This window comes from Dietzia kunjamensis (assembly GCF_045689975.1).
Taxonomy (GTDB): domain Bacteria; phylum Actinomycetota; class Actinomycetes; order Mycobacteriales; family Mycobacteriaceae; genus Dietzia; species Dietzia kunjamensis.
In genome coordinates this window covers 1,653,422-1,676,961 of the sequence record NZ_CP143297.1, presented here as the reverse complement: position 1 = coordinate 1,676,961, position 23,540 = coordinate 1,653,422, and the positions used below count along the sequence as shown (strand labels likewise).

At 71.4% G+C, this 23,540-nt stretch carries 22 protein-coding genes; 17 read left to right on the top strand and 5 right to left on the bottom strand.

Annotated features, from left to right (window positions below):
• Positions 1 to 3: 3 nt before the first annotated feature.
• The 17 genes from fmt to secG all read left to right on the top strand — a co-directional run bounded on the left by fmt (position 4) and on the right by secG (position 16,894).
• Positions 4 to 936, top strand: coding sequence for a methionyl-tRNA formyltransferase (fmt, locus tag VZF99_RS07755; protein ID WP_407336031.1), 933 nt, complete (start codon positions 4 to 6; stop codon positions 934 to 936).
• On the top strand, positions 933 to 2,441 hold the full coding sequence (locus tag VZF99_RS07750) for an RsmB/NOP family class I SAM-dependent RNA methyltransferase (protein WP_407336030.1): 1,509 nt from the start codon (positions 933 to 935) through the stop codon (positions 2,439 to 2,441). The genes fmt and VZF99_RS07750 overlap by 4 nt, the downstream gene beginning before the upstream one ends.
• Complete coding sequence (locus tag VZF99_RS07745; protein ID WP_096905434.1) at positions 2,434 to 3,378, top strand: alpha/beta hydrolase; 945 nt, start codon at positions 2,434 to 2,436, stop codon at positions 3,376 to 3,378. The genes VZF99_RS07750 and VZF99_RS07745 overlap by 8 nt, the downstream gene beginning before the upstream one ends.
• Positions 3,379 to 3,444: 66 nt before the next feature.
• Positions 3,445 to 4,113: a ribulose-phosphate 3-epimerase gene (gene rpe / locus VZF99_RS07740; RefSeq protein ID WP_067716379.1), complete on the top strand. Its 669-nt coding sequence runs from the start codon at positions 3,445 to 3,447 to the stop codon at positions 4,111 to 4,113.
• A gap of 146 nt (positions 4,114 to 4,259) precedes the next feature.
• On the top strand, positions 4,260 to 5,324 hold the full coding sequence (gene ribD / locus VZF99_RS07735; protein WP_407336098.1) for a bifunctional diaminohydroxyphosphoribosylaminopyrimidine deaminase/5-amino-6-(5-phosphoribosylamino)uracil reductase RibD: 1,065 nt from the start codon (positions 4,260 to 4,262) through the stop codon (positions 5,322 to 5,324).
• A complete protein-coding gene (locus VZF99_RS07730) occupies positions 5,324 to 5,947 on the top strand; it encodes a riboflavin synthase (protein WP_407336029.1) in 624 nt (207 codons plus the stop codon). Before ribD ends, VZF99_RS07730 begins: the two co-directional genes overlap by 1 nt.
• Before the next feature lie 73 nt (positions 5,948 to 6,020).
• Positions 6,021 to 7,301 (top strand): bifunctional 3,4-dihydroxy-2-butanone-4-phosphate synthase/GTP cyclohydrolase II, encoded by a 1,281-nt coding sequence (locus VZF99_RS07725; protein ID WP_069388787.1) that lies wholly within the window; start codon positions 6,021 to 6,023, stop codon positions 7,299 to 7,301.
• Positions 7,298 to 7,774: a 6,7-dimethyl-8-ribityllumazine synthase gene (gene ribH, locus VZF99_RS07720; RefSeq protein ID WP_067716367.1), complete on the top strand. Its 477-nt coding sequence runs from the start codon at positions 7,298 to 7,300 to the stop codon at positions 7,772 to 7,774. Before VZF99_RS07725 ends, ribH begins: the two co-directional genes overlap by 4 nt.
• Complete coding sequence (locus VZF99_RS07715) at positions 7,771 to 8,244, top strand: PH domain-containing protein (protein WP_067716366.1); 474 nt, start codon at positions 7,771 to 7,773, stop codon at positions 8,242 to 8,244. The genes ribH and VZF99_RS07715 overlap by 4 nt, the downstream gene beginning before the upstream one ends.
• Before the next feature lie 6 nt (positions 8,245 to 8,250).
• On the top strand, positions 8,251 to 10,332 hold the full coding sequence (uvrC, locus tag VZF99_RS07710) for an excinuclease ABC subunit UvrC (RefSeq protein WP_407336028.1): 2,082 nt from the start codon (positions 8,251 to 8,253) through the stop codon (positions 10,330 to 10,332).
• Positions 10,333 to 10,336: 4 nt separating this feature from the next.
• Positions 10,337 to 11,227: an RNase adapter RapZ gene (rapZ, locus tag VZF99_RS07705; protein ID WP_067716361.1), complete on the top strand. Its 891-nt coding sequence runs from the start codon at positions 10,337 to 10,339 to the stop codon at positions 11,225 to 11,227.
• An 8-nt stretch (positions 11,228 to 11,235) separates the two neighbouring features.
• Positions 11,236 to 12,204: a uridine diphosphate-N-acetylglucosamine-binding protein YvcK gene (gene yvcK, locus VZF99_RS07700; protein ID WP_407336027.1), complete on the top strand. Its 969-nt coding sequence runs from the start codon at positions 11,236 to 11,238 to the stop codon at positions 12,202 to 12,204.
• A 37-nt stretch (positions 12,205 to 12,241) separates the two neighbouring features.
• Positions 12,242 to 13,225, top strand: a complete 984-nt coding sequence (whiA, locus tag VZF99_RS07695; RefSeq protein WP_067716356.1) for a DNA-binding protein WhiA — start codon at positions 12,242 to 12,244, stop codon at positions 13,223 to 13,225.
• A gap of 120 nt (positions 13,226 to 13,345) precedes the next feature.
• Positions 13,346 to 14,362 carry a type I glyceraldehyde-3-phosphate dehydrogenase gene (gene gap, locus VZF99_RS07690; protein ID WP_067716354.1) on the top strand — a complete coding sequence of 339 codons (1,017 nt, stop codon included), beginning with the start codon at positions 13,346 to 13,348 and terminating at the stop codon, positions 14,360 to 14,362.
• A gap of 141 nt (positions 14,363 to 14,503) precedes the next feature.
• A complete protein-coding gene (locus VZF99_RS07685) occupies positions 14,504 to 15,721 on the top strand; it encodes a phosphoglycerate kinase (protein WP_407336026.1) in 1,218 nt (405 codons plus the stop codon).
• Positions 15,722 to 15,747: 26 nt separating this feature from the next.
• On the top strand, positions 15,748 to 16,533 hold the full coding sequence (tpiA, locus tag VZF99_RS07680) for a triose-phosphate isomerase (protein WP_067716347.1): 786 nt from the start codon (positions 15,748 to 15,750) through the stop codon (positions 16,531 to 16,533).
• A gap of 127 nt (positions 16,534 to 16,660) precedes the next feature.
• A complete protein-coding gene (gene secG, locus VZF99_RS07675) occupies positions 16,661 to 16,894 on the top strand; it encodes a preprotein translocase subunit SecG (protein ID WP_067716343.1) in 234 nt (77 codons plus the stop codon).
• Positions 16,895 to 16,985: 91 nt separating this feature from the next.
• Here secG and pgl read toward each other — a convergent pair whose 3' ends face one another.
• Genes pgl through tkt form a run of 5 tightly spaced genes read right to left on the bottom strand, consistent with a single transcriptional unit; the run spans position 16,986 to position 23,474 of the window.
• Positions 16,986 to 17,708, bottom strand: coding sequence for a 6-phosphogluconolactonase (gene pgl / locus VZF99_RS07670; protein ID WP_407336025.1), 723 nt, complete (start codon positions 17,706 to 17,708; stop codon positions 16,986 to 16,988).
• Positions 17,709 to 17,765: 57 nt separating this feature from the next.
• Complete coding sequence (locus VZF99_RS07665) at positions 17,766 to 18,698, bottom strand: glucose-6-phosphate dehydrogenase assembly protein OpcA (RefSeq protein ID WP_120283296.1); 933 nt, start codon at positions 18,696 to 18,698, stop codon at positions 17,766 to 17,768.
• Positions 18,683 to 20,260: a glucose-6-phosphate dehydrogenase gene (gene zwf, locus VZF99_RS07660; protein WP_407336097.1), complete on the bottom strand. Its 1,578-nt coding sequence runs from the start codon at positions 20,258 to 20,260 to the stop codon at positions 18,683 to 18,685. The genes VZF99_RS07665 and zwf overlap by 16 nt, the downstream gene beginning before the upstream one ends.
• A complete protein-coding gene (gene tal / locus VZF99_RS07655) occupies positions 20,260 to 21,366 on the bottom strand; it encodes a transaldolase (protein ID WP_407336024.1) in 1,107 nt (368 codons plus the stop codon). The genes zwf and tal overlap by 1 nt, the downstream gene beginning before the upstream one ends.
• The gene (gene tkt, locus VZF99_RS07650) at positions 21,363 to 23,474 is read right to left on the bottom strand and encodes a transketolase (protein WP_067716333.1); all 2,112 of its coding nucleotides are present in this window, start codon (positions 23,472 to 23,474) and stop codon (positions 21,363 to 21,365) included. Before tkt ends, tal begins: the two co-directional genes overlap by 4 nt.
• Positions 23,475 to 23,540 lie beyond the last annotated feature (66 nt).

Genomic DNA, 23,540 nt, shown 5'->3' with positions numbered 1-23,540 from the left:
GGAGTGCGTCTCGTCTTCGCCGGCACCCCGGAGGTCGCCGTTCCTTCCCTGCAGGCGCTGCTCGACAGTGACCGTCACGAGGTCGTCGCCGTCGTCTCGCGTCCCGACGCCCGCACCGGCCGCGGTCGGGGACTGTCCCGCAGCCCCGTGGCGGCCGCGGCCGACGCAGCGGGCATCGAGGTCCTCACCCCGCCGAACGCCCGCGACCCCGAGTTCGCGGAGCGACTGCGCGCGCTGACACCCGACGCGGTTCCGGTGGTCGCCTACGGCCACCTCGTTCCGCGCCCCGTCCTCGACATCCCCACCCACGGGTGGATCAACCTGCACTTCTCCCTGCTCCCCGCATGGCGGGGGGCCGCCCCGGTCAACGCCGCCGTCGCCGCCGGTGACGAGGTCACCGGCGCGACCACCTTCCTGCTGGACGAGGGCATGGACACCGGCCCGGTCCTGGGGACGATGACCGAGACCGTCCGGCCCCGCGACACGGCCGGGGACCTCCTCGGCCGACTCGCGGTGTCCGGCGCCGGGCTGCTCGCGGCGACCCTGGACGGGATCGAGTCGGGAGAGCTCCGCGCGGTTCCCCAGCCGGCCGACGGCGCCTCCCATGCACCGAAGCTCACGGTCGACGACGCGCGGGTGCGGTGGAGCGATCCCGCCCTGGCCGTCGACCGGCACATCCGGTCGGTCACCCCTGCGCCGGGCGCCTGGACGACGCTCGGCGGCGAACGGGTGAAGATCGGCTCGGCCCGCCCCGCCGAGGACGCGCCCACGGACCTCGGGCCCGGACTCATCTCGTGGGACAAGCGGTCGTTCTTCGTGGGCACCGCGACGGTACCGATGGCGATCGAGACCATCCAGCCCCACGGCAAGAAGATGATGAACGCGCTGGACTGGGTGCGCGGCGCCCGGCTCGACGAGGGCGCGGTGTTCGAGTGAGCGCCGACGACCGACAGGGCCGCGGGCAGGGGCCCGATCCCCGCCGCAGGGGCGGACAGGGACGCCCGAAGAGCGGTGGAGGCAACCGCCCGCAGTCGGACCGCCGGCGACGTCCGGACACCCGGCCGCAGAAACAGCAGAAGCAACCCCGTCCCGACGCCAGGACCGTCGCGCTGGCGGTCATGGCGGCCGTGCGGGAACGCGCCGCCTACGCCAACCTGGCCCTGCCGGCGGAACTGCGCCGCGCCAAGCTGGACACACGCGACGCGGCGCTGGCCACGGAGTTGACCTACGGCACGCTCCGCGCACAGGGACTGCTCGACCGGGTGATCGCGGTCGCGGCGTCCCGGCCCGTCGAGGAGATCGACCCGTCGGTCCTCGATCTCGTGCGGCTGGGCGCCTACCAGTTGCTGTTCACCCGGATCGGTGCGCACGCCGCCGTCGACACCGCCGTCGAGGCCGCGCGCACCGCCGGCCTGGGCCGGGCGGGCGGGTTCGTCAACGCGGTCCTCCGCAAGGTCGCCGCCCGCGACCTCGACTCCTGGGTCGACGCGCTGCGTGACGGTGTGACCGACCCGGTGGCTCGGATGGCCATCGGCACCGCGCACCCGGAGTGGATCGCCCGCGCGTTCGCGGACTCGCTCGGCGCCGCCGCCGGGGAGCTTCCCGAGTTGCTCGCCGCCGACGACGCCCGGCCGAAGGTCCACCTGGCCGCCCGCCCCGGCGCCATCACGGGCGAGGAACTGGCACTGATCACCGGCGGTACGGAGGGTGAGCTGTCCCCGTACGCGGTCCACCTGGACTCCGGGGACCCCGGAACGCTCGACGCCGTACGAGAAGGGCTCGCGGCGGTCCAGGACGAGGGCAGCCAGCTCGTGGCGCTGGCCGCCGCCCGCGCACCCCTGGGCGGTCCGGACTCCGGGAGGTGGCTCGATCTGGCCGCCGGGCCCGGCGGGAAGGCGGTCCTGCTGGGCGCGCTGGCGGAGATCGAGCAGGCGACGCTCACCGGGGTGGAGATCTCCGAGCACCGCGCCGACCTGGTCCGCGGCGCGACCAAGGACTTGCCGGTGACCGTGCACACGGCCGACGGACGCGACCCGGGTCTGGAGCCGGGGTTCGACCGGGTACTACTCGACGCCCCGTGTTCCGGCCTCGGCGCGCTCCGCCGTCGTCCCGAGGCGCGGTGGCGCAAGACCGCCGCCGACATCCCGGGCCTGGTCACGCTCCAGCGCGAACTCCTCGAGTCGGCCCTGCGTCTGGTCCGACCGGGCGGGGTAGTGCTGTACGCGACCTGCTCGCCCCACCTCTCGGAGACAGTGTCGGTCATCCGCGAAGCCGCCCGGCGTGACGACGTCGAACTCCTCGACGTGCGTGACATCCTCGCGGAGGTGGTCGGCCGTCCGGTCGACGGACTGGGCGACGGCCCGTGGGTGCAACTGTGGCCGCACCGGCACAGCACAGACGCGATGTTCATGGCGGCACTTCGACGGGGTCACGATGCGTGAGGACGCGCAGTTCAGCTCGCACGGGGTACGGTGCTCAGCCTGGGTCTACCGCCCGGACGCGCCGTCGGGCGAACCTGCGGGCCCGGCACCAGCCACCCCCGCACCAGCCACCCCCGCGCCGGCCATCGTCATGGCACACGGCTTCGGGTGCATCCGGGACCTGCGCCTACCCGCGTACGCCGAGCGCTTCCGGGACGCCGGCTTCGTCGTGGTGGTCTTCGACTACCGGCATTTCGGCGCCAGCGACGGACAACCCCGGCAACTCCTCGACATCGGCCGCCAACTCGACGACTGGCGGTCAGCCCTGGCCTTCACCCGGTCGCTGCCCGGCGTCGATCCGGACCGCGTCATCGCGTGGGGCACGTCGTTCTCGGGAGGTCACGTCCTCACCCTCGCCGGCACGGGGGAGCGGCTGGCGGGAGTCATCGCCCAGGTCCCGCATGTGAGCGGTCCGGCCGCGGTCAGGGCGACGGGGCTCGCGGCGGCGCTCCGACTCGGCCCGGCCATCGTCGACGACCTGTGGCGCTCGCTCCGGCGTCGCGAGCCCCGGTACGTGCGTCTCGTCGGACGACCGGGGGACACGGCGGTCATGACGAGTCCGGACGCCGATCCCGCGGTGAATCGGCTCGCGGCCGACTCGGGACTGCGCCGCAGTGAATTCCGCGACGACGTCGCGGCACGGATCCTGGCACGGATCGGCTTCTACTCGCCGATGCGGCACACGCGGCGGATCACCTGCCCGACGCTGGTGCAGATCGCGACGGAGGACGCCATCACCCCCGCGGCGACCGCGCGTCGGGCGGCGCAGCGGATCCCGCGCGGCCGCTACCTGGAGTACCCGTGCGAGCACTTCGACCCCTACGTCGACCCGCACTTCGAGCGCATCATCGCCGACCAGCTCGAGTTCCTGACCTCGGTCACCGGCTCCGTCGACTGACCGGTCCGCGGGCCGCCGTCCCATGTCGGCGGAGCAGCCCGGACGGGCCCGCCTAGACTGGTCGTCATGTCGTACCAGCCGCTCATCGCGCCGTCGATCCTGTCCGCCGACTTCGCCCGTCTGGACCGCGAGATCGAGCGCATCCCGTCCGCCGACTGGATCCACGTGGACGTCATGGACGGTCACTTCGTGCCCAACCTGTCCTTCGGTGCGCCGGTCGCGAAGGCGGTCGGGAGGGTCACGGACAAGCCGATGGACTGCCATCTCATGATCACCGACCCGGCGCGCTGGGTCGGTGACTACGTGGACGCCGGCGCGTTCAACGTCACCTTCCACGTGGAGGCCACCGACGACCCGAAGGCCGTCGCCGACCTGCTGCACGCCAGGGGGTGCAAGGCGGGTATCTCCATCAAGCCCGGGACCGCCGTCGAGCCGTACCTCGACCTGCTCGACCACGTGGACCTGGTCCTGGTGATGAGCGTCGAGCCCGGCTTCGGCGGCCAGAAGTTCATGCCCGGGGTGTTGGACAAGGTCCGCACGCTGCGCGCCGAGATCGACCGCCGTGGCCTCGACGTGCACATCCAGATCGACGGTGGCATCGACGCGGGGACGATCGCCGAGTGCGCGGCGGCGGGGTGCGACGTGTTCGTGGCCGGTTCGGCCGTCTACGGTGCCCCGGATCCCGACGCGATGATCGGGACCCTGCGCTCCGGGGCCCTCGCCGCGCGGGCGTGACAGTGCCGGACGTGCCGGAAGTGCCACAGGGCCCGAACGGGCCCGGGGTGCCACAGGGCCCGAACGGGCCCGGGGTGCCGAGCGGGCCCGGGGTATCAGCGACGGGCGGGGCCGACCCCGCCGACCGTCGTCGCGAGCGGGACGCCCTGGCCCGGGCTATCGCCGTGTCCGCCTCCGCGTTGGGGGTGTGCACCCCCAACCCGCCGGTCGGTGCGGTGGTGCTCGACGCCGCCGGAGAGGTCGTGGGCATCGGCGCGACCGAGGCCCCGGGCGGACGGCACGCCGAGGTGGTGGCGCTGGACTCCGCCGGGGACCGCGCGCGCGGTGGGACGATCGTGGTCACCCTCGAGCCGTGTGACCACCACGGGCGCACCGGTCCGTGCACCTCCCGCATCGTCGCCGCCGGGCTCGCCCGCGTGGTCTACGCGGTGTCCGACCCCAATCCGGTGGCGTCCGGCGGAGCCGGGACCCTGCGGCGCGAGGGGGTCGAGGTGGCACGAGCCGACGACGACGAGGTGAGCGCCGCCCGCAGCGGCCCGCTGAGGGCGTGGCTCCACCGTCAGGACCACGGCCGCCCCCTCGTCACCTGGAAGTACGCGGCGAGTCTGGACGGCAGGGTAGCGGCTGCGGACGGGTCGAGCAAGTGGATCACCGGGCCGGTTTCGCGCCGCCACGCCCACGCCAGACGACAGGAGATCGACGCCCTCGTCGTCGGTACCGGAACGCTGCGCGCCGACGACCCCGCGCTGACCGCCCGCACCGACGACGGCCGGCCGGCCCCCCGCCAGCCCCTCCGGGCGGTGATGGGGCTGAGCCCCGTGCCCGCGGACGCGACGGTGCGCGGCACCGACGGCCGGTTCCGACACCTGGCCACCCGCGATCCCGCCGAGGCGCTGGGACTTCTCGGCGAGGTCTCCCACGTCCTCGTCGAGGGCGGCCCCAGGCTGGCGGGGGCGTTCCTCGCCGCCGGACTCGTCGACGAGATCGACGCGTACCTCGCGCCCCTGGTGCTCGGCGCCGGGCGGTCGGCGGTCTCCGGAGCCGGGGTGGACACGCTCGCGGCCGCCCACGGTTTCCGGATCCGCGGGACCACCGTCCTGGGCGACGACGTCCACCTGCGCTTGACACGACCCGGCCTGACACGACCCGCCACCGCGACCACGCCGACCGCACCGGACTCACTGACCACACCGACGAGAGGACCCCGCTGATGTTCACCGGAATCGTGGAGGAGCTCGGAACCCTCGACTCGGTCGAGACGACCGGCGACTCCGCGCACCTGCGCATACTGGGGCCCCTGGTCACCTCGGACGCCCACCACGGTGACTCGATCGCCGTCAACGGGGTGTGCCTGACCGTCACCGGCTGGGAGCCGGGGGAGTACTTCGAGGTGGACGTGATGGCCGAGTCGCTCGACCGGACCGCACTCGGTGCACTGTCACCGGGCGACCCCGTCAACCTGGAACGCGCCATGCGCGCGGACGCCCGGTTCGGCGGTCACATCGTCCAGGGCCACGTCGACGGCACAGGCCACGTGATCAGCCGCGACGAGCACGAGCACTGGCACGTCGTGCGCATCTCGCTGCCGGGTGACCTCGCCCGGTACGTGGTCGAGAAGGGGTCGATCACCGTCTCCGGGACCTCGCTGACGGTCTCGGCGGTCAGTGCCGCGGACGAGCCGGAGCCGTGGTTCGAGGTGTCCCTCATCCCCACGACGCTCGCCGACACGATCCTCGGGGGACTGGGCGCGGGCGACCCCGTCAACCTGGAGGTCGACGTGCTGGCCAAGTACGTCGAGCGGCTGCTGGGCGGACGCGGTGGGGGGTCCCACTGACCCGATGCGCCATACTTGAACCCGCGCCCGCGGCCTCCGCTCGGGCCCGCCAGACCTAGGAGAACCCGCTGCAGTGACCACCTTTGACGGCATCGAGCGAGCCATCGCCGACATCGCGGCGGGACGGGCCGTCGTGGTGGTGGACAGTGAGGACCGCGAGAACGAGGGCGACCTGATCTTCGCCGCCGAACTCGCGACGCCCGAGCTGATGGGCTTCCTCGTGCGGTACTCCTCCGGTTACGTGTGCGTCGCGCTCGAGGCGGAGGACTGCCTTCGGCTGGACCTGCCGCCCATGCGCGCCATCAACGAGGACCGCCACGACACCGCGTACACCGTGACGGTCGACGCGCGCACGGGGGTCTCCACCGGCATCTCGGCCGCCGACCGCGCCCGCACCGCGAGGCTGCTCGCCGCCGACGACACCGTGCCCGGCGACTTCACCCGGCCCGGCCACGTGGTGCCCCTGCGCGCCCGGCCCGGCGGCGTGCTCACCCGGCCCGGCCACACCGAGTCCGCCGTCGACCTCGCCCGGTTGGCCGGTCTGCGCCCGGCGGGCGTCATCTGCGAGATCGTCTCCGAGGACGACCCCACGACCATGGCGCGCACGCCCGAGCTCCGGCGGTTCGCCGACGAGCACGGGCTGGCGATGATCACCATCGAGGCGCTCCAGGCGTGGCGCCGCGCGAACGAGGTCCAGGTGGTGCACGAGGTCGCCGCCCGGATTCCCACGCCGGCCGGGACCATGACCGCCCACGGGTACCGCGACACCCTCCAGGGAGTCGAACACGTCGCCATGGTGGCCGGCGACATCTCGGGGGACGATCCGGTCTCCGTCCGCATCCACTCCGAGTGCCTGACCGGCGACGTGTTCCACTCGCTGCGCTGTGACTGCGGCCCGCAACTCGACGCTGCCGTCGCCGCGGTGTGCGAGGAGGGGCGCGGGGTCGTGCTGTACATGCGTGGGCACGAGGGCCGGGGGATCGGCCTGGTGCAGAAACTGCGCGCCTACCAACTGCAGGACTCCGGACGCGACACCGTCGACGCCAATCTCGACCTGGGCCTGCCCGCCGACGCCCGCGACTTCAGCCTGGCCGCACAGATGCTGCGCGACCTCGGAGTGACCCGGGTACGACTGATGACCAACAACCCCGCCAAGGCCGACGCCCTGCGCGCCGGTGGCGTGGAGGTGGTGGCCCGGGTGCCCATGCCGACGGCGGTCACGCCCGAGAACCTGCGGTACCTGCGCACCAAGCGCGACCGGATGGGCCACCTGCTCGAGGGGCTCGACGAGGGACCCGCCGGCCCGGCCGGCGCCGACGTGGACGTGGACGTGGACGGAGAGGATCAGCCATGAGCGGCAGCGGTAGACCGGAACTGGTGATCCCCGACGCCCGCGGGCTGCGGCTCGGGGTGGTGGCCTCCACCTGGCACCAGGAGATCTGCGCCCAACTGCTGGACCGGGCCCTGGCCGTCGCCGACGCCTCCGGCGCGGTGGTGACCCTGGCCCGCGTGACCGGAGCCGTGGAGCTACCGGTGGTGGCCCAGGAGCTCGCACGGACCCATGACGCCGTCGTGGCGCTCGGCGTGGTGATCCGGGGTGCGACCCCGCACTTCGACTACGTCTGTCGCTCGGTGACCGACGGGCTCACCCGGATCGCCCTCGACGAGGCCACCCCTGTCGCCCACGGGGTGCTCACCACCGAGAACGAGGGCCAGGCCCGAGACCGCGACGGCCACGAGGGTGCCTCCGAGGACAAGGGGGGAGAGGCCGTCGCCGCCGTGCTCGGCGCCGCCATCGCCCTGCGCGACCTGAGGACCGGTCGATGAACGAGAACTGGGAGTTCGAGCACCGGCCCCGTCGGATGCGCACCACCGCGATCGCCGTGGCGGTGCTCATCGTCATCGTCCACGTGGTGTGGGCGGTGATCCTCGTCCGCGGTGACACCGGGGTGACGATCGGGATCGCCGATCAGTTCGCCTTCGTGGTGATCGGGTTCATCTTCGCCGGGGTGCTGCTGACCCTCCTGCGGATCCGCGTCCGGGTCGGGCAGCAGGGCGTCGAGCTCCGCGGGCCGCTGCGCGTCCGGACCTGGGGCTGGGACGACGTCGTCGGGCTGACGTTCCCGCGCTCCAGCTACTGGCCCCGGCTCGAACTCCCGGCCTACGAGCACGCGGGGATCTGGGCTATCCAGTCCATCGACGGCCAGCACGGGATCGACGGCATGGCGCGCCTGCGCGAGGCCGTCCGCACCCATAAGCCCTCGGCCGCCGATCCCGAGACCGTCGCCGACCGCTGACCCGCCGTGGCCGATCCGCGAACCTACCGCCCGGCCCCCGGCTCGATCCCGACGGAGCCGGGGGTCTACCGCTTCCGTGACGAGCACGGGCGCGTCATCTACGTCGGCAAGGCGAAGAACCTGCGGAGCCGGCTGAGCTCGTACTTCGCGGACCTGTCCCTCCTCCACCCCCGTACCCGGCGGATGGTTCTCGCCGCGGCCGGCGTGCAGTGGACGGTCGTGTCCACCGAGGTCGAGGCGCTCCAGCTCGAGTACACGTGGATCAAGAAGTACGACCCCCGGTTCAACGTCCGGTACCGCGACGACAAGACGTATCCGATGCTGGCGGTCACCGTGGGGGAGGAGTTCCCCCGTGCCTTCGTCTACCGGGGACCCCGGCGCCCGGGGACCCGCTACTTCGGGCCCTACTCACACGCGTGGGCCATCCGCGACACCCTCGACACTCTGCAGCGGGTCTTCCCCGTCCGCTCGTGCTCCGCCGGGGTGTTCAAGCGGCAGGCGCAGCTCGGCAGGCCCTGTCTCCTCGGATACATCGACAAGTGCGCCGCCCCCTGCATCGGACGGGTGACCCCGGACGAGCACCGCGCGATTGTCAACGAGCTCATCGACTTCCTGGCCGGACGTACCGATGCGATCATGCGCCGCATCGAGAAGCGGATGCTCGAGGCCTCCGCGGACCTCGACTTCGAACGGGCCGCGCGGCTGCGTGACGACCTCGGCGCCATGCGGCGTGCGATGGAGAAGCAGGCCGTCGTGCTGGGTGACGGCACCGACGCCGACGTGGTGGGCGTCGAGGTCGACGAACTGCAGGTCTCCGTCCAGGTGTTCCACGTGCGCGGGGGCCGCATCCGCGGTCAGCGCGGCTGGGTGGTCGAACACGCCCACGGCGTCGACGCCGACGGCGAGTTCGACGCGGCCCGTGCCGTGCCCGGGGTCGTCTCCGACTATCTCGCGCAGTTCTACGGGGGAGAGGCCGACCTCGCGGAGGCGGCCGAATCCGGCGACATCTCGGCTGCCGTACCCCGCGAGGTGCTGGTGCCCGCCCTGCCCGAGGACTCGGACGAGCTCGCGGACTGGCTCTCGGCGCTGCGCGGCTCCCGTGTGTCGCTCCGGGTGCCCCAGCGGGGTGACAAGCGGGCCCTGGCGGAGACGGTCCACCGCAACGCCGTCGAGGCCCTGACGCAGCACAAACTCCGGCGCAGCGGCGACCTCACCGCCCGCTCCGCGGCGCTCCAGGAGATCCAGGAGACCCTCGAGCTGGACTCGGCGCCCCTGCGCATCGAGTGCGTGGACATCTCCCACACCCAGGGCACCGACGTCATGGCCTCCCTCGTCGTCTTCGAGGACGGCATCCCGCGCAAGAGCGACTACCGGCTGTACCGCATCCGCGACGCCGCGGGTGACGGCCACTCCGACGACGTCGGCAGCATCGCCGAGGTCACGCGTCGTCGCTTCCGGCGTCACCACGAGGACCCCTCCGTCACCCCGGACGAGGTCGACGGGCCGGTCGACGACGACGCGGGAACGGGGGACGCCGCCCCCGCGTCCCGCCGGTTCGCCTACCCGCCACAGCTCTTCGTCGTCGACGGTGGTCGGCCCCAGGTCGAGGCGGCCGCCGAGGTCCTCTCCGAGCTGGGGGTCACCGACGTACCGGTGGTCGGGATCGCCAAGCGACTCGAGGAGATCTGGCTCCCGGGAGAGGAGTACCCCGTGATCTTCCCGCGCCACGGGGAGGGGCTGTTCCTGCTCCAGCGGCTCCGCGACGAGGCCCACCGGTTCGCCATCCGTGCCCACCGGAGCGCGCGGTCCAGACGGATGACGGCCTCCGTGCTCGACGACGTCCCCGGCCTCGGGCCCACCCGTCGGGCGGCGTTGGTGGAGACGTTCCCGACCGTGTCCGCACTGCGCGCCGCGAGCGCGGACGAGCTGTGCGCCGTGCCGGGGATCGGTCCGGGGGTCGCAGCCGCGATCCGGGCGACTCTCGGTGGTGCCGAGCCCGCGGACGCGGCCGCCGCCGACGTGGGAGACTCGGGCGGGCAGCCCGACCGGGGACAGACCGACCCGGGACTGACCGATGACACGAGGTGAGACGATGGACGCAGGTGACGACGACGGCCACGCCGCGCGGGGGCGCGAGCTCCTCCTGATCAGCGGCATGTCCGGGGCGGGCAAGGGGACCGCGTCCAAGGTCCTCGAGGAATTCGGCTGGTATGTCGTCGACAACCTCCCGTTGACCTTCGTTGGCGACCTGCTCGCCCGGTTCGAGGAGTCCGACGACGAGCCCCTCCGCCTGGCGATCGTCGCCGACACCCGCAGCCTCGGGTTCGACGAACACCTCGGCGACCTCCTCGACCTGTTCGATCGGCGCCCGCAGGCTCGGATCCTGTTCCTCGAGGCCTCGGACGAGGCGCTGGTCAGCAGGTTCAACAACGTCCGTCGCTCCCATCCGCTGCAGTCGGGTGGCGGCCTGATCGACGGCATCACCCGGGAGCGCAGGATCCTCGAGGGGCTGCGGGGGCGTGCCGACGTCGTCGTGGACACCTCGGCGCTCAGTGTCCACGACCTCCGCCACCGGCTGGAGACCCCCTTCGGTGACCTCGGGTTCGACTTCCACCTCACCGTCGAGTCGTTCGGGTTCAAGTACGGCGTCCCCGTGGACGTCGACATGCTGATGGACATGCGGTTCCTGCCCAACCCGCACTGGATCCCCGAGCTCCAGCCGCACACGGGGCGCGACAAGCCCGTCCAGGACTACGTCCTCGCCGACGAATCCATCGAGGAGTACCTGCGCGCGGCGGTGTCCATGATCCGCCTGGCCATGACCGGCTACCGGCGCGAGGGCAAGCGCTACATGACGATCGCGGTCGGCTGCACCGGGGGCAAGCACCGGAGCGTGGCCATCTCCGAGTCGCTCGCCGGCAGACTGTCCGGCCTCGACTCGGTCGAGGTCCACGTACGCCACCGCGACCTCGGGCGGGAATGAGGCCGGCCATGACACACGACAGCGGTATCCCGTCCCTCGTCGCCCTCGGCGGCGGCCACGGCCTGTCGGCGACCCTCCGGGCCGCACGCCTCGTCGCCGACCACGTCACCGCGGTGGTGACGGTCGCCGACGACGGCGGCTCCTCGGGGCGACTGCGGCGCGAGCTGGGCATCCTCCCACCGGGCGACCTACGGATGGCCCTGTGCGCCCTCGCCGCCGAAGACGACGAGAAGGCGCTGCTCACCCGACTCTTCCAGCACCGCTACGGCGGCACCGGGGCGCTGGCCGGACACGCGGTGGGCAACCTCGTCTTCGCCGGCCTGTGGGAGCTGCTCGGCGACCCGGTCGAGGCACTCGACGCGGTCGGGTCGATCCTCGGTGTCACCGGCCGTGTCCTGCCGATGTCGCCGGTCGCCCTCGACATCGCCGCAGATGTCGTCGGTCTGGAAGCGGACCCCCGCGTCGTGCGGACCATCATCGGACAGGTCGCCGTCGCGACCACACCGGGCAGCGTTCGCCGGGTCACCCTCATCCCGGCCGCTCCGCCCGCCGCGGAGGGCGTGGTGGAGGCGATCACCGGAGCCGACCTCGTGGTCCTCGGACCCGGATCGTGGTTCACCAGCGTGATCCCCAACGTGCTCGTGCCCGAGATCGCGACCGCGCTCAAGAGGACGGCCGCGACCAAGGCCCTCGTGCTCAACCTCGCACCCCAGCCGGGGGAGACCGCCGGGTTCTCCGCCGAGCAACACCTCCACGTGTTGCGTCAACACGCTCCCGAGGTCGACATCGACGTCCTGCTCGTGGACCCGAGGATGCCGCTGAGCGCCACCGAACGCGAGCATCTCGAACGGGCCGCGGCGGGACTGGGGGCACGCGTGATGACCGCGGAGATAGCGAAGACCGCCGAAGATGGGACGATGAGGCCTGTCCACGACCCCGCACTGCTGGCCTCGGCGCTCGCCGACTCGGTGCGATGAGGGCCGGGTCGATGAGCCGAGAACGAAGGAGCAGGGCGTGTCGCTGACCGCACAGGTCAAGTCCGAACTGGTGAGGGTCCCCGTGGGGAACTCCGAGACCAGGAGGGCCGAGGTGTCCGCCCTGCTGAGGTTCGCCGGCACCCTCCAGGTCCTGTCCAACCGACTCGTGATCGAAGCGGAGGTGGACTCCGGCGAGATCGCGGACCGTCTCGCCGGCGAACTCGACGCCCTGTTCTCCGTCCCCTGTGAGATCCACCCGATCGGGGGTTCGGGCGGACGTCCCGCCCGCAAGTTCGTCCTGCGGGTCATCGACCGGGGTGCGGACCTGGCCCGTCAGCTCGGGCTGGTCGACAACGCCGGCCGGACGGTCCGAGGACTGCCGGCCGCGGTCGTCGGCGGCTCGGTCGCCGCCTCCGAGGCAGCGTGGCGGGGCGCGTTCCTCGCCCACGGTTCGCTCACCAAGCCCGGCCGCTCCTCGGCGTTGGAGGTCACCGCCCCGGGGGCGGAGGCGGCGATGGCGCTCGTGGGTGCGGCCCGCAGGTTGGGAGTGACGGCCAAGGCCCGCGAGGTCCGGGGAGGGGACCGCGTGGTGATCCGCGACGCCGAGGCGATCGGGGTCCTCCTCGCTCGACTGGGCGCGTCCTCCACCAGGGACATCTGGGAGGAGCGCCGCTCCCGCGGCGAGGTCCGCGCCACCGCCAACCGGCTGGCCAACTTCGACGACGCCAACCTGCGGCGCTCGGCCCGGGCCGCCGTGGCCGCGGCCGCCCGTGTCCAGCGCGCCCTCGAGATCCTCGCCGAGGACGTGCCGGACCATCTGCTCGCCGCCGGTGAACTGCGCGTCCAGCACCGCCAGTCGTCGCTGGAGGAGCTCGGGCAGCTCGCGGACCCGCCCATGACCAAGGACGCGGTCGCGGGGCGCATCCGGAGACTGCTGTCCATGGCGGACCGCAAAGCCGCCGAGCTCGGGATCCCCGACACCGAGTCCGTGGTGACCGAGGACATGCTCGACGAAGGCTGATCCACCCCGGCAGCACCCTGCGCGGGAGCGGTCCACGCCGGGTAGTCTGGGTCACGTCCCGGGCTCCACCCGGCCCCGGTGACATCAAGCGTTCTCGCACCACCAATAAGGAGACAACACGTGACCGTGCGCGTAGGCATCAACGGATTCGGACGTATCGGCCGCAACTTCTACCGCGCGGTGGAGGCTCTCAAGGCCGAGGGCAAGACGGACATCGAGATCGTGGCCGTCAACGACCTGACCACGAACGACATGCTCGCTCACCTGCTCAAGTACGACTCCATCCTGGGTCGCCTGGGCAAGGAGGTCACGTTCGACGACTCGTCGATCACGGTCGGTGGGACCAAGATCGGCGCCCTCGCGGTCAAGGAGGGCCCCGCGTCCGTGCCGTGGGGAGACTACGGTGTCGACGTCGTCGTCGAGTCCACCGGCATCTTCACCGACGCCGAGAAGGCCAAGGGCCACCTCGAGGGTGGTGCCAAGAAGGTCATCATCTCGGCGCCGGCCAAGAACGAGGACATCACCATCGTCATGGGGGTCAACGACCACGAGTACGACGGCTCGCAGACGATCATCTCCAACGCCTCCTGCACCACCAACTGCCTGGCGCCGGTCGCCAAGGTCCTCTCCGACGAGTTCGGGATCGTCAAGGGCCTCATGACCACGATCCACGCCTACACGCAGGACCAGAACCTCCAGGACGCGCCCCACAGCGACATGCGCCGCGCCCGCGCCGCCGGCATCAACATGGTGCCCACCTCCACCGGTGCGGCCAAGGCCGTCGCGCTGGTCCTGCCCGAGCTCAAGGGTAAGTTCGACGGCTACGCCGTGCGCGTCCCGCTGCCCACCGGCTCGCTCACCGACCTCACGGTCGAGCTCGAGAAGAAGGCCTCGGTCGACGAGGTCAACGCCGCGGTCAAGGCCGCCGCCGAGGGCGCGATGAAGGGCATCCTCAAGTACACCGAGGATCCCATCGTCTCCTCCGACATCGTCGGTGACCCGCACTCGTCCATCTTCGACGCGCCGCTGACCAAGGCGATCGACGGCCAGATCAAGATCGCCTCCTGGTACGACAACGAGTGGGGCTACTCCAACCGCCTCGCCGACATCATCGGCCTGGTCGGCAAGTCGCTCTAAGACCCCTCGGGACTGACATCCCCAGTACGACGATCCGGGCCCGGTCCGGGAACGCCCACAGCGTCCCGGCCGGGCCCGGAGCACATGGACCGGCAGCACCACCCACCATCACCACCGTTCTTCCGACAGGAGTCCCACCACATGGCCGTGAGCACGCTCAACGACCTGCTCGATGCCGGCGTAGAGGGTCGCAAGATCCTCGTCCGCTGCGACCTCAACGTCCCGCTCGACGGCTCGACCATCACCGATGCGGGCCGGATCACCGCCTCGCTGCCCACGCTCAACGCTCTTCTCGACGCCGGTGCAGCGCTGGTGATCACCGCGCATCTCGGCCGCCCGAAGGGTGAGCCCGACCCCGAGTTCTCCCTCGCCCCCGTGGCGGAGAAGCTGGGTGACGAGCTCGGGCGCTACGTCCAGCTCGCCGGTGACGTGGTGGGGTCGGACGCCCGCGAGCGCGCCAACGGCCTGACCGACGGGGACGTGCTCCTGGTGGAGAACGTGCGGTTCGACCCGCGCGAGACGAGCAAGGACGAGGCGCAGCGGGCCGAGTTCGCGGCCGAGCTGGCGAGCCTGGTGGGCGAGGACGGGGCGTTCGTCTCCAACGGTTTCGGGGTGGTCCACCGCGCGCAGGCGTCGGTGTACGACGTCGCCAAGGTCCTCCCGGCCTACGCCGGCGACCTCGTCCAGAGCGAGGTCGAGGTCCTCGCGAACCTCAGCGGCGACCCGGAGCACCCCTACGCGGTCGTCTTGGGCGGCTCCAAGGTGTCCGACAAGCTCGCCGTGATCGAGGCCCTGGCGCCCAAGGTCGACACCCTGGTCATCGGCGGCGGCATGTGCTTCACCTTCCTCGCCGCACAGGGCCATGAGGTCGGCTCCTCACTGCTGCAGGAGGAGATGATCGACACCTGCAAGGACCTGCTCGCCAAGTTCGGCGACGTGATCAGCCTGCCCGTGGACGTGGTCGCCGCCGACGGCTTCGCCGCCGACGCCGCGCACTCCACGGTCTCCGCCGAGGCCATCCCGGAGGGGAAGATGGGCCTGGACATCGGCCCCGAGTCGGTGAAGACGTTCAGCGAGAAGCTCTCCGCCGCCAAGACCGTCTTCTGGAACGGCCCCATGGGCGTGTTCGAGTTCGAGGCGTTCTCCGCCGGGACGCGCGGTGTCGCCGAGGCCATCATCACCGCGACGAAGAACGGCGCGTTCTCGGTGGTCGGCGGCGGCGACTCCGCCGCGGCCGTCCGCACCCTGGGTCTCGGGGAGGAGAACTTCTCCCACATCTCCACCGGCGGTGGCGCCTCGCTGGAGTACCTGGAGGGCAAGGAGCTGCCCGGCGTCACCGCCCTCGAGCGCAGCAACTGAAGACCGACGAGACCACAGGAGAGAACATGGCACGCACCCCGCTCATCGCCGGCAACTGGAAGATGAACCTCAACCACCTCGAGGCCATCGCACTCGTCCAGAAGGTCGCCTTCGCACTCCCGGACAAGTACCTGGAGAAGGTGGACGTGGCGTTCATCCCCCCGTTCACGGACATCCGTGGCGTCCAGATCGTCATCGAGGGCGACAAGCTGGGCTTCGCCTACGGCGCGCAGGACGTCTCGGTCCACGAGTCCGGTGCCTACACCGGCGAGATCTCGGCGGGGATGCTCGCCAAGCTCGGCTGCACCTATGTCGTCGTGGGCCATTCCGAGCGCCGTGACTACCACGCGGAGTCCGACGAACTCGTCGCGGCCAAGGCCGCCGCCTGCCACCGGCACGGGTTGACGCCGATCGTGTGTGTCGGCGAGAAGCTCGAGGTGCGGGAGGCAGGGGACCACGTCGACTTCGTCGTGAACCAGCTCTCCGAATCGCTCGCGGGACTGTCCACGGACCAGCTGGCCTCCACCGTGATCGCCTACGAGCCCGTGTGGGCGATCGGGACCGGCAAGACCGCGTCCGCCGCCGATGCCCAGGAGGTCTGCGCCGCCATCCGTTCCACGTTGGCCGATCTGGCCGATGACGCGACGGCCGAGCAGATGCGGGTCCTGTACGGCGGCAGCGTCAACGCCTCGACGATCGGCGAGCTGCTCGACCAGCCCGATGTCGACGGTGGTCTGGTCGGAGGCGCGTCGCTCAAGCCGGACGAGTTCGCCCAGCTGTCGGCGATCGCCGCCGGTGGCCCGTTGCCCTGACACCGCCCACTCCGGCGCGCCCGGCCCCGCGGGGTCGGGCGTGCCGGGATTCGCCGCGGACACCCGACCGGGTAGTCTGTAGCGGTCGCACCCGACCGCCCGACCCGACGTGAGGCACGATCCCTACATGAAGCTCGCCCTGGACATCTTCCTCATCACCACCAGCCTGCTGCTGATGCTGTTCATCCTGCTGCACCGCGGCAAGGGAGGCGGCCTGTCGTCGCTCTTCGGTGGCGGTGTCCAGTCCAGTCTCTCCGGGTCCAGCGTGGTCGAGCGGAACCTCGACCGGGTCACCGTGGTCGTCGCGATCCTCTGGGTCATCGCCATCGTGGCGGTCGGCCTCATGGTCAGGTTCGGCTGACCGACCGGTCCCCGGCTCGGCCCCACCGCCCGGGCGGACGACGGGGCGCGTCTCTTCCACCGAGTGGAAGGGACGCGCCCCGTTCCTGTTCTCAGAGCACCATCGAGGCGGCCGGTCCGTCCAGGTGATACGTGGTCGACTCGGTGCCCACGGCACCGGCGACGGGCCAGTCCGCGGGGTCCGCCCCGCCCAGGCCCCTGGCCACCGCCTCCGCCTTCCCGTCCCCGGCGGCCACGACGAGCACGTGCCTCGACCTGCGCACCGCCGGGAGGGTGAAGGTCAGTCGCTCCGGTGGCGGCTTGGGGCAGTCACGCACGCCCACCGCGAGCCGCTCGGTCTCGGCGACCGCCGGCGTGTGCGGGAAGATCGAGTTCATGTGCCCCTCGGGTCCCATGCCCAAGAGGGTGACGTCGAACAGCGGCTCGTCGCCCCCGGGGAGGTCCACCGCGGCGAGGAACGCCTCGGCCGCGGCGTCGACGTCCTCGAACTCCGGTCCGCGGGCCGGCCAGCGGTGGACGGTGGCGCGGTCGCCCACGGTGCGGAGCAGGACGTCGTCGAGCTGCCCGTCGTTGCGCTCGGGGTCGTCTGCCGGGACGAAGCGTTCGTCCCCCAGGTAGATGGTCACGCGTGACCAGTCGACATCGGCCCCGGCGAGTGCGGCGGCGGTCTTCACCCCCACCGAGCCGCCCGTCAGGGACAGCGTCGCGGTCCCGGCGGTGGCGATCCGTTCGTTGAGGTGCCCGACGACGGCGAGGGCTGCCGCTTCGGCGAGGGTGTCCGCATCCGGGTGTACGAGATGGCGTATGACTGACATCGGCGCTCCTGTGGTGGTGGTGCGGTGGGGAAGTGACGTCGACCTCGGGCCCCCGGCTCAGCGAACCGAGGCAGAGGTGTAGATGACACGGTCATGATTGGCCAACGCATCGGCGTACACGCCGTCGGTGTCCATCCGCCGTAGCTCCTCCGAGAGACAATCGGCGACGCTGCGGCCGACGAGCGCCACCCGCGTGGGCGCCTGACCCGTGATGCGGAGCTCGGCGGAGGTCGCGCTGATCTGCTTGAGGACGATGGAGCCCGAGGCCCGCTCCAGGACGACCATCCTCGGGCCGACGGCCCGCAGGACGTCGATCCCGAGCCGGGACGCCAGCCATCCACCGGCCAGGTCCACCGACGCCGCCCGCTCCGGGCCGCACACCGTCGCCCCGGTGATGCGCTCGAAGGGCGGACGGTCCAGGGTCGCCGCGAGCAGGGAACGCCAGTGGGTGATGCGCGCCCACGCCAGATCGGTGTCGCCCGGGGAGTAGCCGGCCGCCCGTTTCGCCAGCGCATCGGTGGGATGCCCCTCGGCGTCAGAGTCGACGATCCGGCGCTTCGCGAGCCTGCCCACCCTGTCCTCGGACAACAACGTGGGGGAGTGGCGGGGCCACCACACGGCGAGAGGGGTGTCCGGCAGCAGCAACGGCGTGACGAGGGAGGCCGACTGGGAGGCCATCGCACCGGAGGTGCGCAGCACGACGACCTCCGCCGCCCCGGCGTCACCGCCGACGCGGATCTGACCGTCGAGCCTGTCGGCGTCCGCGCGAGGTCCGCGGATCACCACGATGACCCGGCACGGATGCTCCCGGCTGGCCTCGTTGGCCGCCTCGATCGCGGACTCGCTGCCGCGGACGTGATCGGTGATCACGATCAGCGTGAGCACCCGTCCGATGGTGCTCAGCCCGGCCTCCTCGCGGATCTGCACGAGCTTCTTGGCGATCCCGCGGGTGGAGGTGTCGGGTAGGTCGATGATCACGGTCGCCTCCATGCGCGGCCACTCCGGGCCAGAATCTCGTCGGCGCCCTTCGGCCCCCACGTCCCGGCCTGGTACTGCTCCGGCGTCCCGGCCGACTCCCATTCCTGCAGGACCGGGTCGAGGAGCTGCCAGCTCAGCTCGACCTCGCGGGACACCGGGAAGAGCGAGGGCTCACCCAACAGGACGTCGAGGATGAGACGTTCGTAGGCCTCGGGGGAGGATTCCGTGAACGCCTCACCGTAGGCGAAGTCCATGTTGACGTCCCGGACCTCCATGGCGGTGCCCGGGACCTTGGAGCCGAAGCGCAACGTGACACCCTCGTCCGGCTGGACCCGGATGACCAGCGCGTTCTGCCCCAGCTCCTGGGTCATGGTCGCGTCGAACGGCAGGTGCGGAGCGCGCCGGAAGACCACCGCGATCTCGGTGACCCGTCGTCCCAACCGCTTGCCGGTGCGGAGATAGAAGGGGACCCCCGCCCATCGGCGGTTGTGGACCTCGAGGGTGATCGCAGCGTAGGTCTCGGTGGCCGAGGAGGGGTCGTACCCCTCCTCGTCCTTCAGCCCCACGACCTGCTCGGACCCCTGCCAGCCACCCGCGTACTGACCACGCGCGGCCGTCTCGGCAATCGGCAGTGCCAGCGAGGTCGACTCGAGGACCTTGGTCTTCTCCGCCCGCAACGCGGCAGCGGAGAAATCGGTCGGTTCCTCCATCGCGACCAACGCCATCAACTGGATGAGGTGGTTCTGGATGACGTCGCGGGCCGCGCCGATGCCGTCGTAGTAGCCGGCCCGACCACCCAGGCCGATGTCCTCGGCCATGGTGATCTGCACGTGATCCACGTGGTTGGCGTTCCACACCGGTTCGAAGAGCTGGTTGGCGAAACGCAATGCGAGGATGTTCTGGACGGTCTCCTTGCCCAGGTAATGATCGATCCGGAAGACCGAGTCCTCGGGGAAGACCGCACCCACCACCGCGTTGAGTTCGCGGGCGCTCGCCAGGTCGTGCCCGAAGGGCTTCTCGATGACCACCCGGCGCCAGGACCCCTCCGGGCCGCGGGTGCACCCCGTGCGATCGAGGTGCCGGCAGACGGTCGGGAAGTCATCCGGGGGGATGGACAGGTAGAACGCGTAGTTGCCGGCGGTCCCACGTTCGGCCTCGAGTGCCCCCAGCTGGTCCGCCAGATCGTCGAAGCCCTCGTCGTCGTCGAATGTCCCGGTGACGAACCGCAGTCCGGCGGCGAGCTGCTCCCACACGTCCTCGCGGAACGGGGTCCGGCACCGTTCGCGGGCCTGCTCGCGGGCGAACGCGGCGAACTCGTCGTGGGTCCACCGTCGGCGGCCGAAGCCGATCAGGGAGAACCCCGGCGGGAGCAGGCCACGGTTGGCCAGGTCGTAGATGGCGGGGATGAGCTTCTTCTTGGACAGGTCGCCCGTCACACCGAAGATCACGAGACCGGACGGTCCCGCGATGCGGGGGAGCCGTCGATCCCGGGGATCACGGAGCGGGTTGGCCCACCCCTCCGGGGCGCCGCCGGGGGCCTCGACGACCGGTGTCGCCCCGTCGTCCGGGCCGATCACGACCCCGTCGGGATCTCGTCGATCCGCGTCCTCACCGTGTCCACCAGGTCGTCCCAGGCGGTCACGAACTTCTGCACTCCCTGCTGCTCGAGGAGGCTGAAGACCTCGTCCAGGTCGATCCCCTCGGCGCGCAGTGCGTCGAGGGTGGCCCGGGACTCCTCGGCGGTGCCCCGGACCGTGTCGCCCTCGACGACGCCGTGGTCCGCGAACGCCTCGATGGTGCCGAACGGCATGGTGTTGACCGTCCCGTGGGTCACCAGACCGGTCACGTACAGCGTGTCGGGGTACGCCGGGTCCTTGACCCCCGTCGAGGCCCACAGGAGACGCTGGGGACGGGCTCCGCGATCGGCGAGTGCCCCGAAGCGTCCCTCGGGGTCGAACAGTTCCTCGTAGACCTCCTGGCAGAGGCGCGCATTGGCCAGACCGGCCTTGCCCCGCAGCTCTGACGACTCCGGGAGTCGCGAGTCGATCTCGGTGTCGAGCCGGGAGACGAACACCGACGCCACGGAGTGGATGGCGGACAGGTCGTGACCGGCGGCAGCGGCCTGCTCGAGTCCGGTCAGGTACGCCTCCGCCACCGCGCGGTACTGGTCCGCCGAGAAGATCAGCGTGACATTGACGTCGATGCCCTTGCCGATGACATCGGTGATGGCCGGCAACCCCGCCGACGTCGCGGGGATCTTGATCATGACGTTCGGGCGGTCCACCACCTCGGAGAGCTCCACCGCCTGTGTCACGGTCGCCGCTGTGTCGTGGGCCAGGCCGGGGTCCACCTCGAGGGAGACGCGGCCGTCCACCCCGTCGGTCGCGCGGTGGACGTCGGCCAGGACGTCACACGCGTCGCGGACGTCGGACGTGGTCAGGGCCCGCACGACGGAATCCACGTCGCGGTCGGCGCGGACCGCCTCGGTGAGCGCGCTCTCATACGCCGACGAGTCGGCCAGCGCCGACTGGAAGATGGCGGGGTTGGTCGTCACGCCGACGATCGAATAGGCGGACATCCGCCTCTCGAGTTCGCCGGAGGCGAGCAGCTGCCGGGACAGGTCGTCGAGCCACACGGAGACGCCGGCGGCGCTCAGGGCAGCGAGATTGGCGTTGGTCATGATGCCTCCCCGGCAGCGGCCGCGAGGGATTCGCGGGCCGCGGAGACCACCGCGTCGGCGGTGATCCCGAACTCTGTGAACAGTGTCTGGTAGGGCGCCGAGGCGCCGAAGTGCTCGAGCGAGACGGCTCGGCCGGCGTCGCCGAGAAACCGGTGCCACGGCATCGCGATGCCGGCCTCGACGCTGACCCGCGCGCGGACGGAGCGGGGGAGCACCGACTCGCGGTACCCGGCGTCCTGCTGATCGAAGAACTCGACACAGGGCATCGAGACCACGCGGGTCGCCACGCCCTCCGCCTCGAGGACCTCGCGGGCCTGCACGGCCAGCTGCACCTCGGACCCGGTGCCCATGAGGATCACCTCGGGGGTCCCGGTCGAGGCCTCGGCGAGGACATAACCCCCGCGCTCGACCCCCTCGCGGGCGAGCTCCTTGGTGCCCTCGAGCACCGGGACGTCCTGACGGGTCAGGCACAGGCCCTTGGGCCCGTCGAGTGCCTCGAGCATGGCGCGCCACGACGCCGCGGTCTCGTTGGCGTCGGCCGGACGCAGGATCGCCAGACCCGGGATGGCGCGCAGCGCCGCCAACTGTTCGACCGGCTGATGGGTGGGGCCGTCCTCGCCGAGCCCGATCGAGTCGTGGGTCCACACGTAGTACGCGTTGCTCCCCTGGAGCGCGGCGAGCCGGACGGCCGGACGCATGTACTCGCTGAAGATCAGGAACGTCCCGCCGTAGGGCCGGGTGGGGCCGTGGAGGGCGATGCCGTTGAGGATCGCGCCCATGGCGTGCTCACGGACGCCGAAGTGCAGGTTGCGTCCGTACGGGGACGCGGTCCACGTGTCGGTCGAGATGGAGGACGGGCCGAAGGAGTCCGCGCCCTTGATGGGCGTGTTGTTGGAGCCGGCCAGGTCCGCGGAGCCGCCCCACAACTCGGGGAGGGTGGCGCCCAGGGCCTGGATGGCCTCGGCGGACGCCTTACGCGTGGCGACGCCCTTGGAATCGGCGTCCCATGTGGGGAGCCCGGCATCCCATCCGTCGGGGAGCTCACCCGAGTACAGGCGATCGAACAGGGTCTTGCGCTCCGGGTTCGCCTCTGCCCAGGCGTGGAACATGTCGCTCCACTGCGCGTGGACGCGGGCACCCCTGTCGCGGGCGGCCCGGGTGTGGGAGATCACCTCGTCCTCCACCGTGAACGGCTCGGTGCCGCCCATGCCGAGCGCCTCCTTCACGGCGTCGACCTCGTCCTGGCCGAGCGCCGCGCCGTGCGAGGCCCCGGTGTTCATCATGGTGGGTGCCGGGAAGGCGATGACGGTGCGCAGGACGATCAGCGACGGCTTGTCGGTGACCGCACGGGCGTCGGCGATGGCCTCCTCGATGGCGGCCACGTCCTCACCGCCGTTCACCGTCTGGACGTGCCAGCCGTACGCCTCGTAGCGCGCCGCGACGTCCTCGTTGAGGGCGATCCGGGTGTTGTCCTCGATCGAGATCTCGTTGTCGTCGTAGATCGCGATGAGATTGCCGAGCTGCTGGGTGCCCGCGAGGGACGACGCCTCGGCGGTGACACCCTCCTGCACGTCACCGTCGGAGGCGATCACGTAGATGAAGTGGTCGAACGGGCTCTTGCCCGACGGCGTCTCCGGATCGAACAGTCCGCGCTCGTAGCGTGCCGCCATCGCCATGCCGACTGCGGAGGCCAGCCCCTGACCCAGCGGGCCGGTGGTGATCTCCACGCCGTCGGTGTGCCGCCACTCCGGGTGTCCGGGGGTCTTGGATCCCCAGGTCCGGAGCGCCTTGAGGTCGTCCAGCTCCAGCCCGAAGCCGGCGAGGTACAGCTGGATGTACTGGGTGAGAGAGGTGTGTCCACAGGACAGCACGAAGCGGTCCCGTCCGACCCACGTGGGATCGGAGGGATCGTGTCGCATGATGCGCTGGTAGAGCGTGTAGGCGAGCGGCGCGAGGCTCATCGCGGTGCCCGGGTGGCCGCTACCGCAACGCTGCACGGCCTCGGCGGCGAGGACCCTCGCGGTGTCGACGGCGCGGGTGTCGAGTTCGGTCCAGTCGGACGGGTGGCGTGCAGTGGTGAGCTCGGTGATCTCCGACGCGCTGGTCACTTGTGGTTCTCCCGGGTCTGAGGGTGCGGCGCGGATCCGCGCGTATGTCGTGAACCACCTTAGTGG

Coding starts and splice junctions, on each gene's coding strand:
- VZF99_RS07745 (WP_096905434.1), top strand. CDS start 2,434: ATGCGTGAGGACGCGCAGTTCAGCTCGCACGGGGTACGGTGCTCAGCC.
- rpe (WP_067716379.1), top strand. CDS start 3,445: ATGTCGTACCAGCCGCTCATCGCGCCGTCGATCCTGTCCGCCGACTTC.
- VZF99_RS07730 (WP_407336029.1), top strand. CDS start 5,324: ATGTTCACCGGAATCGTGGAGGAGCTCGGAACCCTCGACTCGGTCGAG.
- ribH (WP_067716367.1), top strand. CDS start 7,298: ATGAGCGGCAGCGGTAGACCGGAACTGGTGATCCCCGACGCCCGCGGG.
- VZF99_RS07715 (WP_067716366.1), top strand. CDS start 7,771: ATGAACGAGAACTGGGAGTTCGAGCACCGGCCCCGTCGGATGCGCACC.
- rapZ (WP_067716361.1), top strand. CDS start 10,337: ATGGACGCAGGTGACGACGACGGCCACGCCGCGCGGGGGCGCGAGCTC.
- yvcK (WP_407336027.1), top strand. CDS start 11,236: ATGACACACGACAGCGGTATCCCGTCCCTCGTCGCCCTCGGCGGCGGC.
- VZF99_RS07685 (WP_407336026.1), top strand. CDS start 14,504: ATGGCCGTGAGCACGCTCAACGACCTGCTCGATGCCGGCGTAGAGGGT.
- tpiA (WP_067716347.1), top strand. CDS start 15,748: ATGGCACGCACCCCGCTCATCGCCGGCAACTGGAAGATGAACCTCAAC.
- secG (WP_067716343.1), top strand. CDS start 16,661: ATGAAGCTCGCCCTGGACATCTTCCTCATCACCACCAGCCTGCTGCTG.
- pgl (WP_407336025.1), bottom strand. CDS start 17,708: ATGTCAGTCATACGCCATCTCGTACACCCGGATGCGGACACCCTCGCC.
- VZF99_RS07665 (WP_120283296.1), bottom strand. CDS start 18,698: ATGGAGGCGACCGTGATCATCGACCTACCCGACACCTCCACCCGCGGG.
- tal (WP_407336024.1), bottom strand. CDS start 21,366: ATGACCAACGCCAATCTCGCTGCCCTGAGCGCCGCCGGCGTCTCCGTG.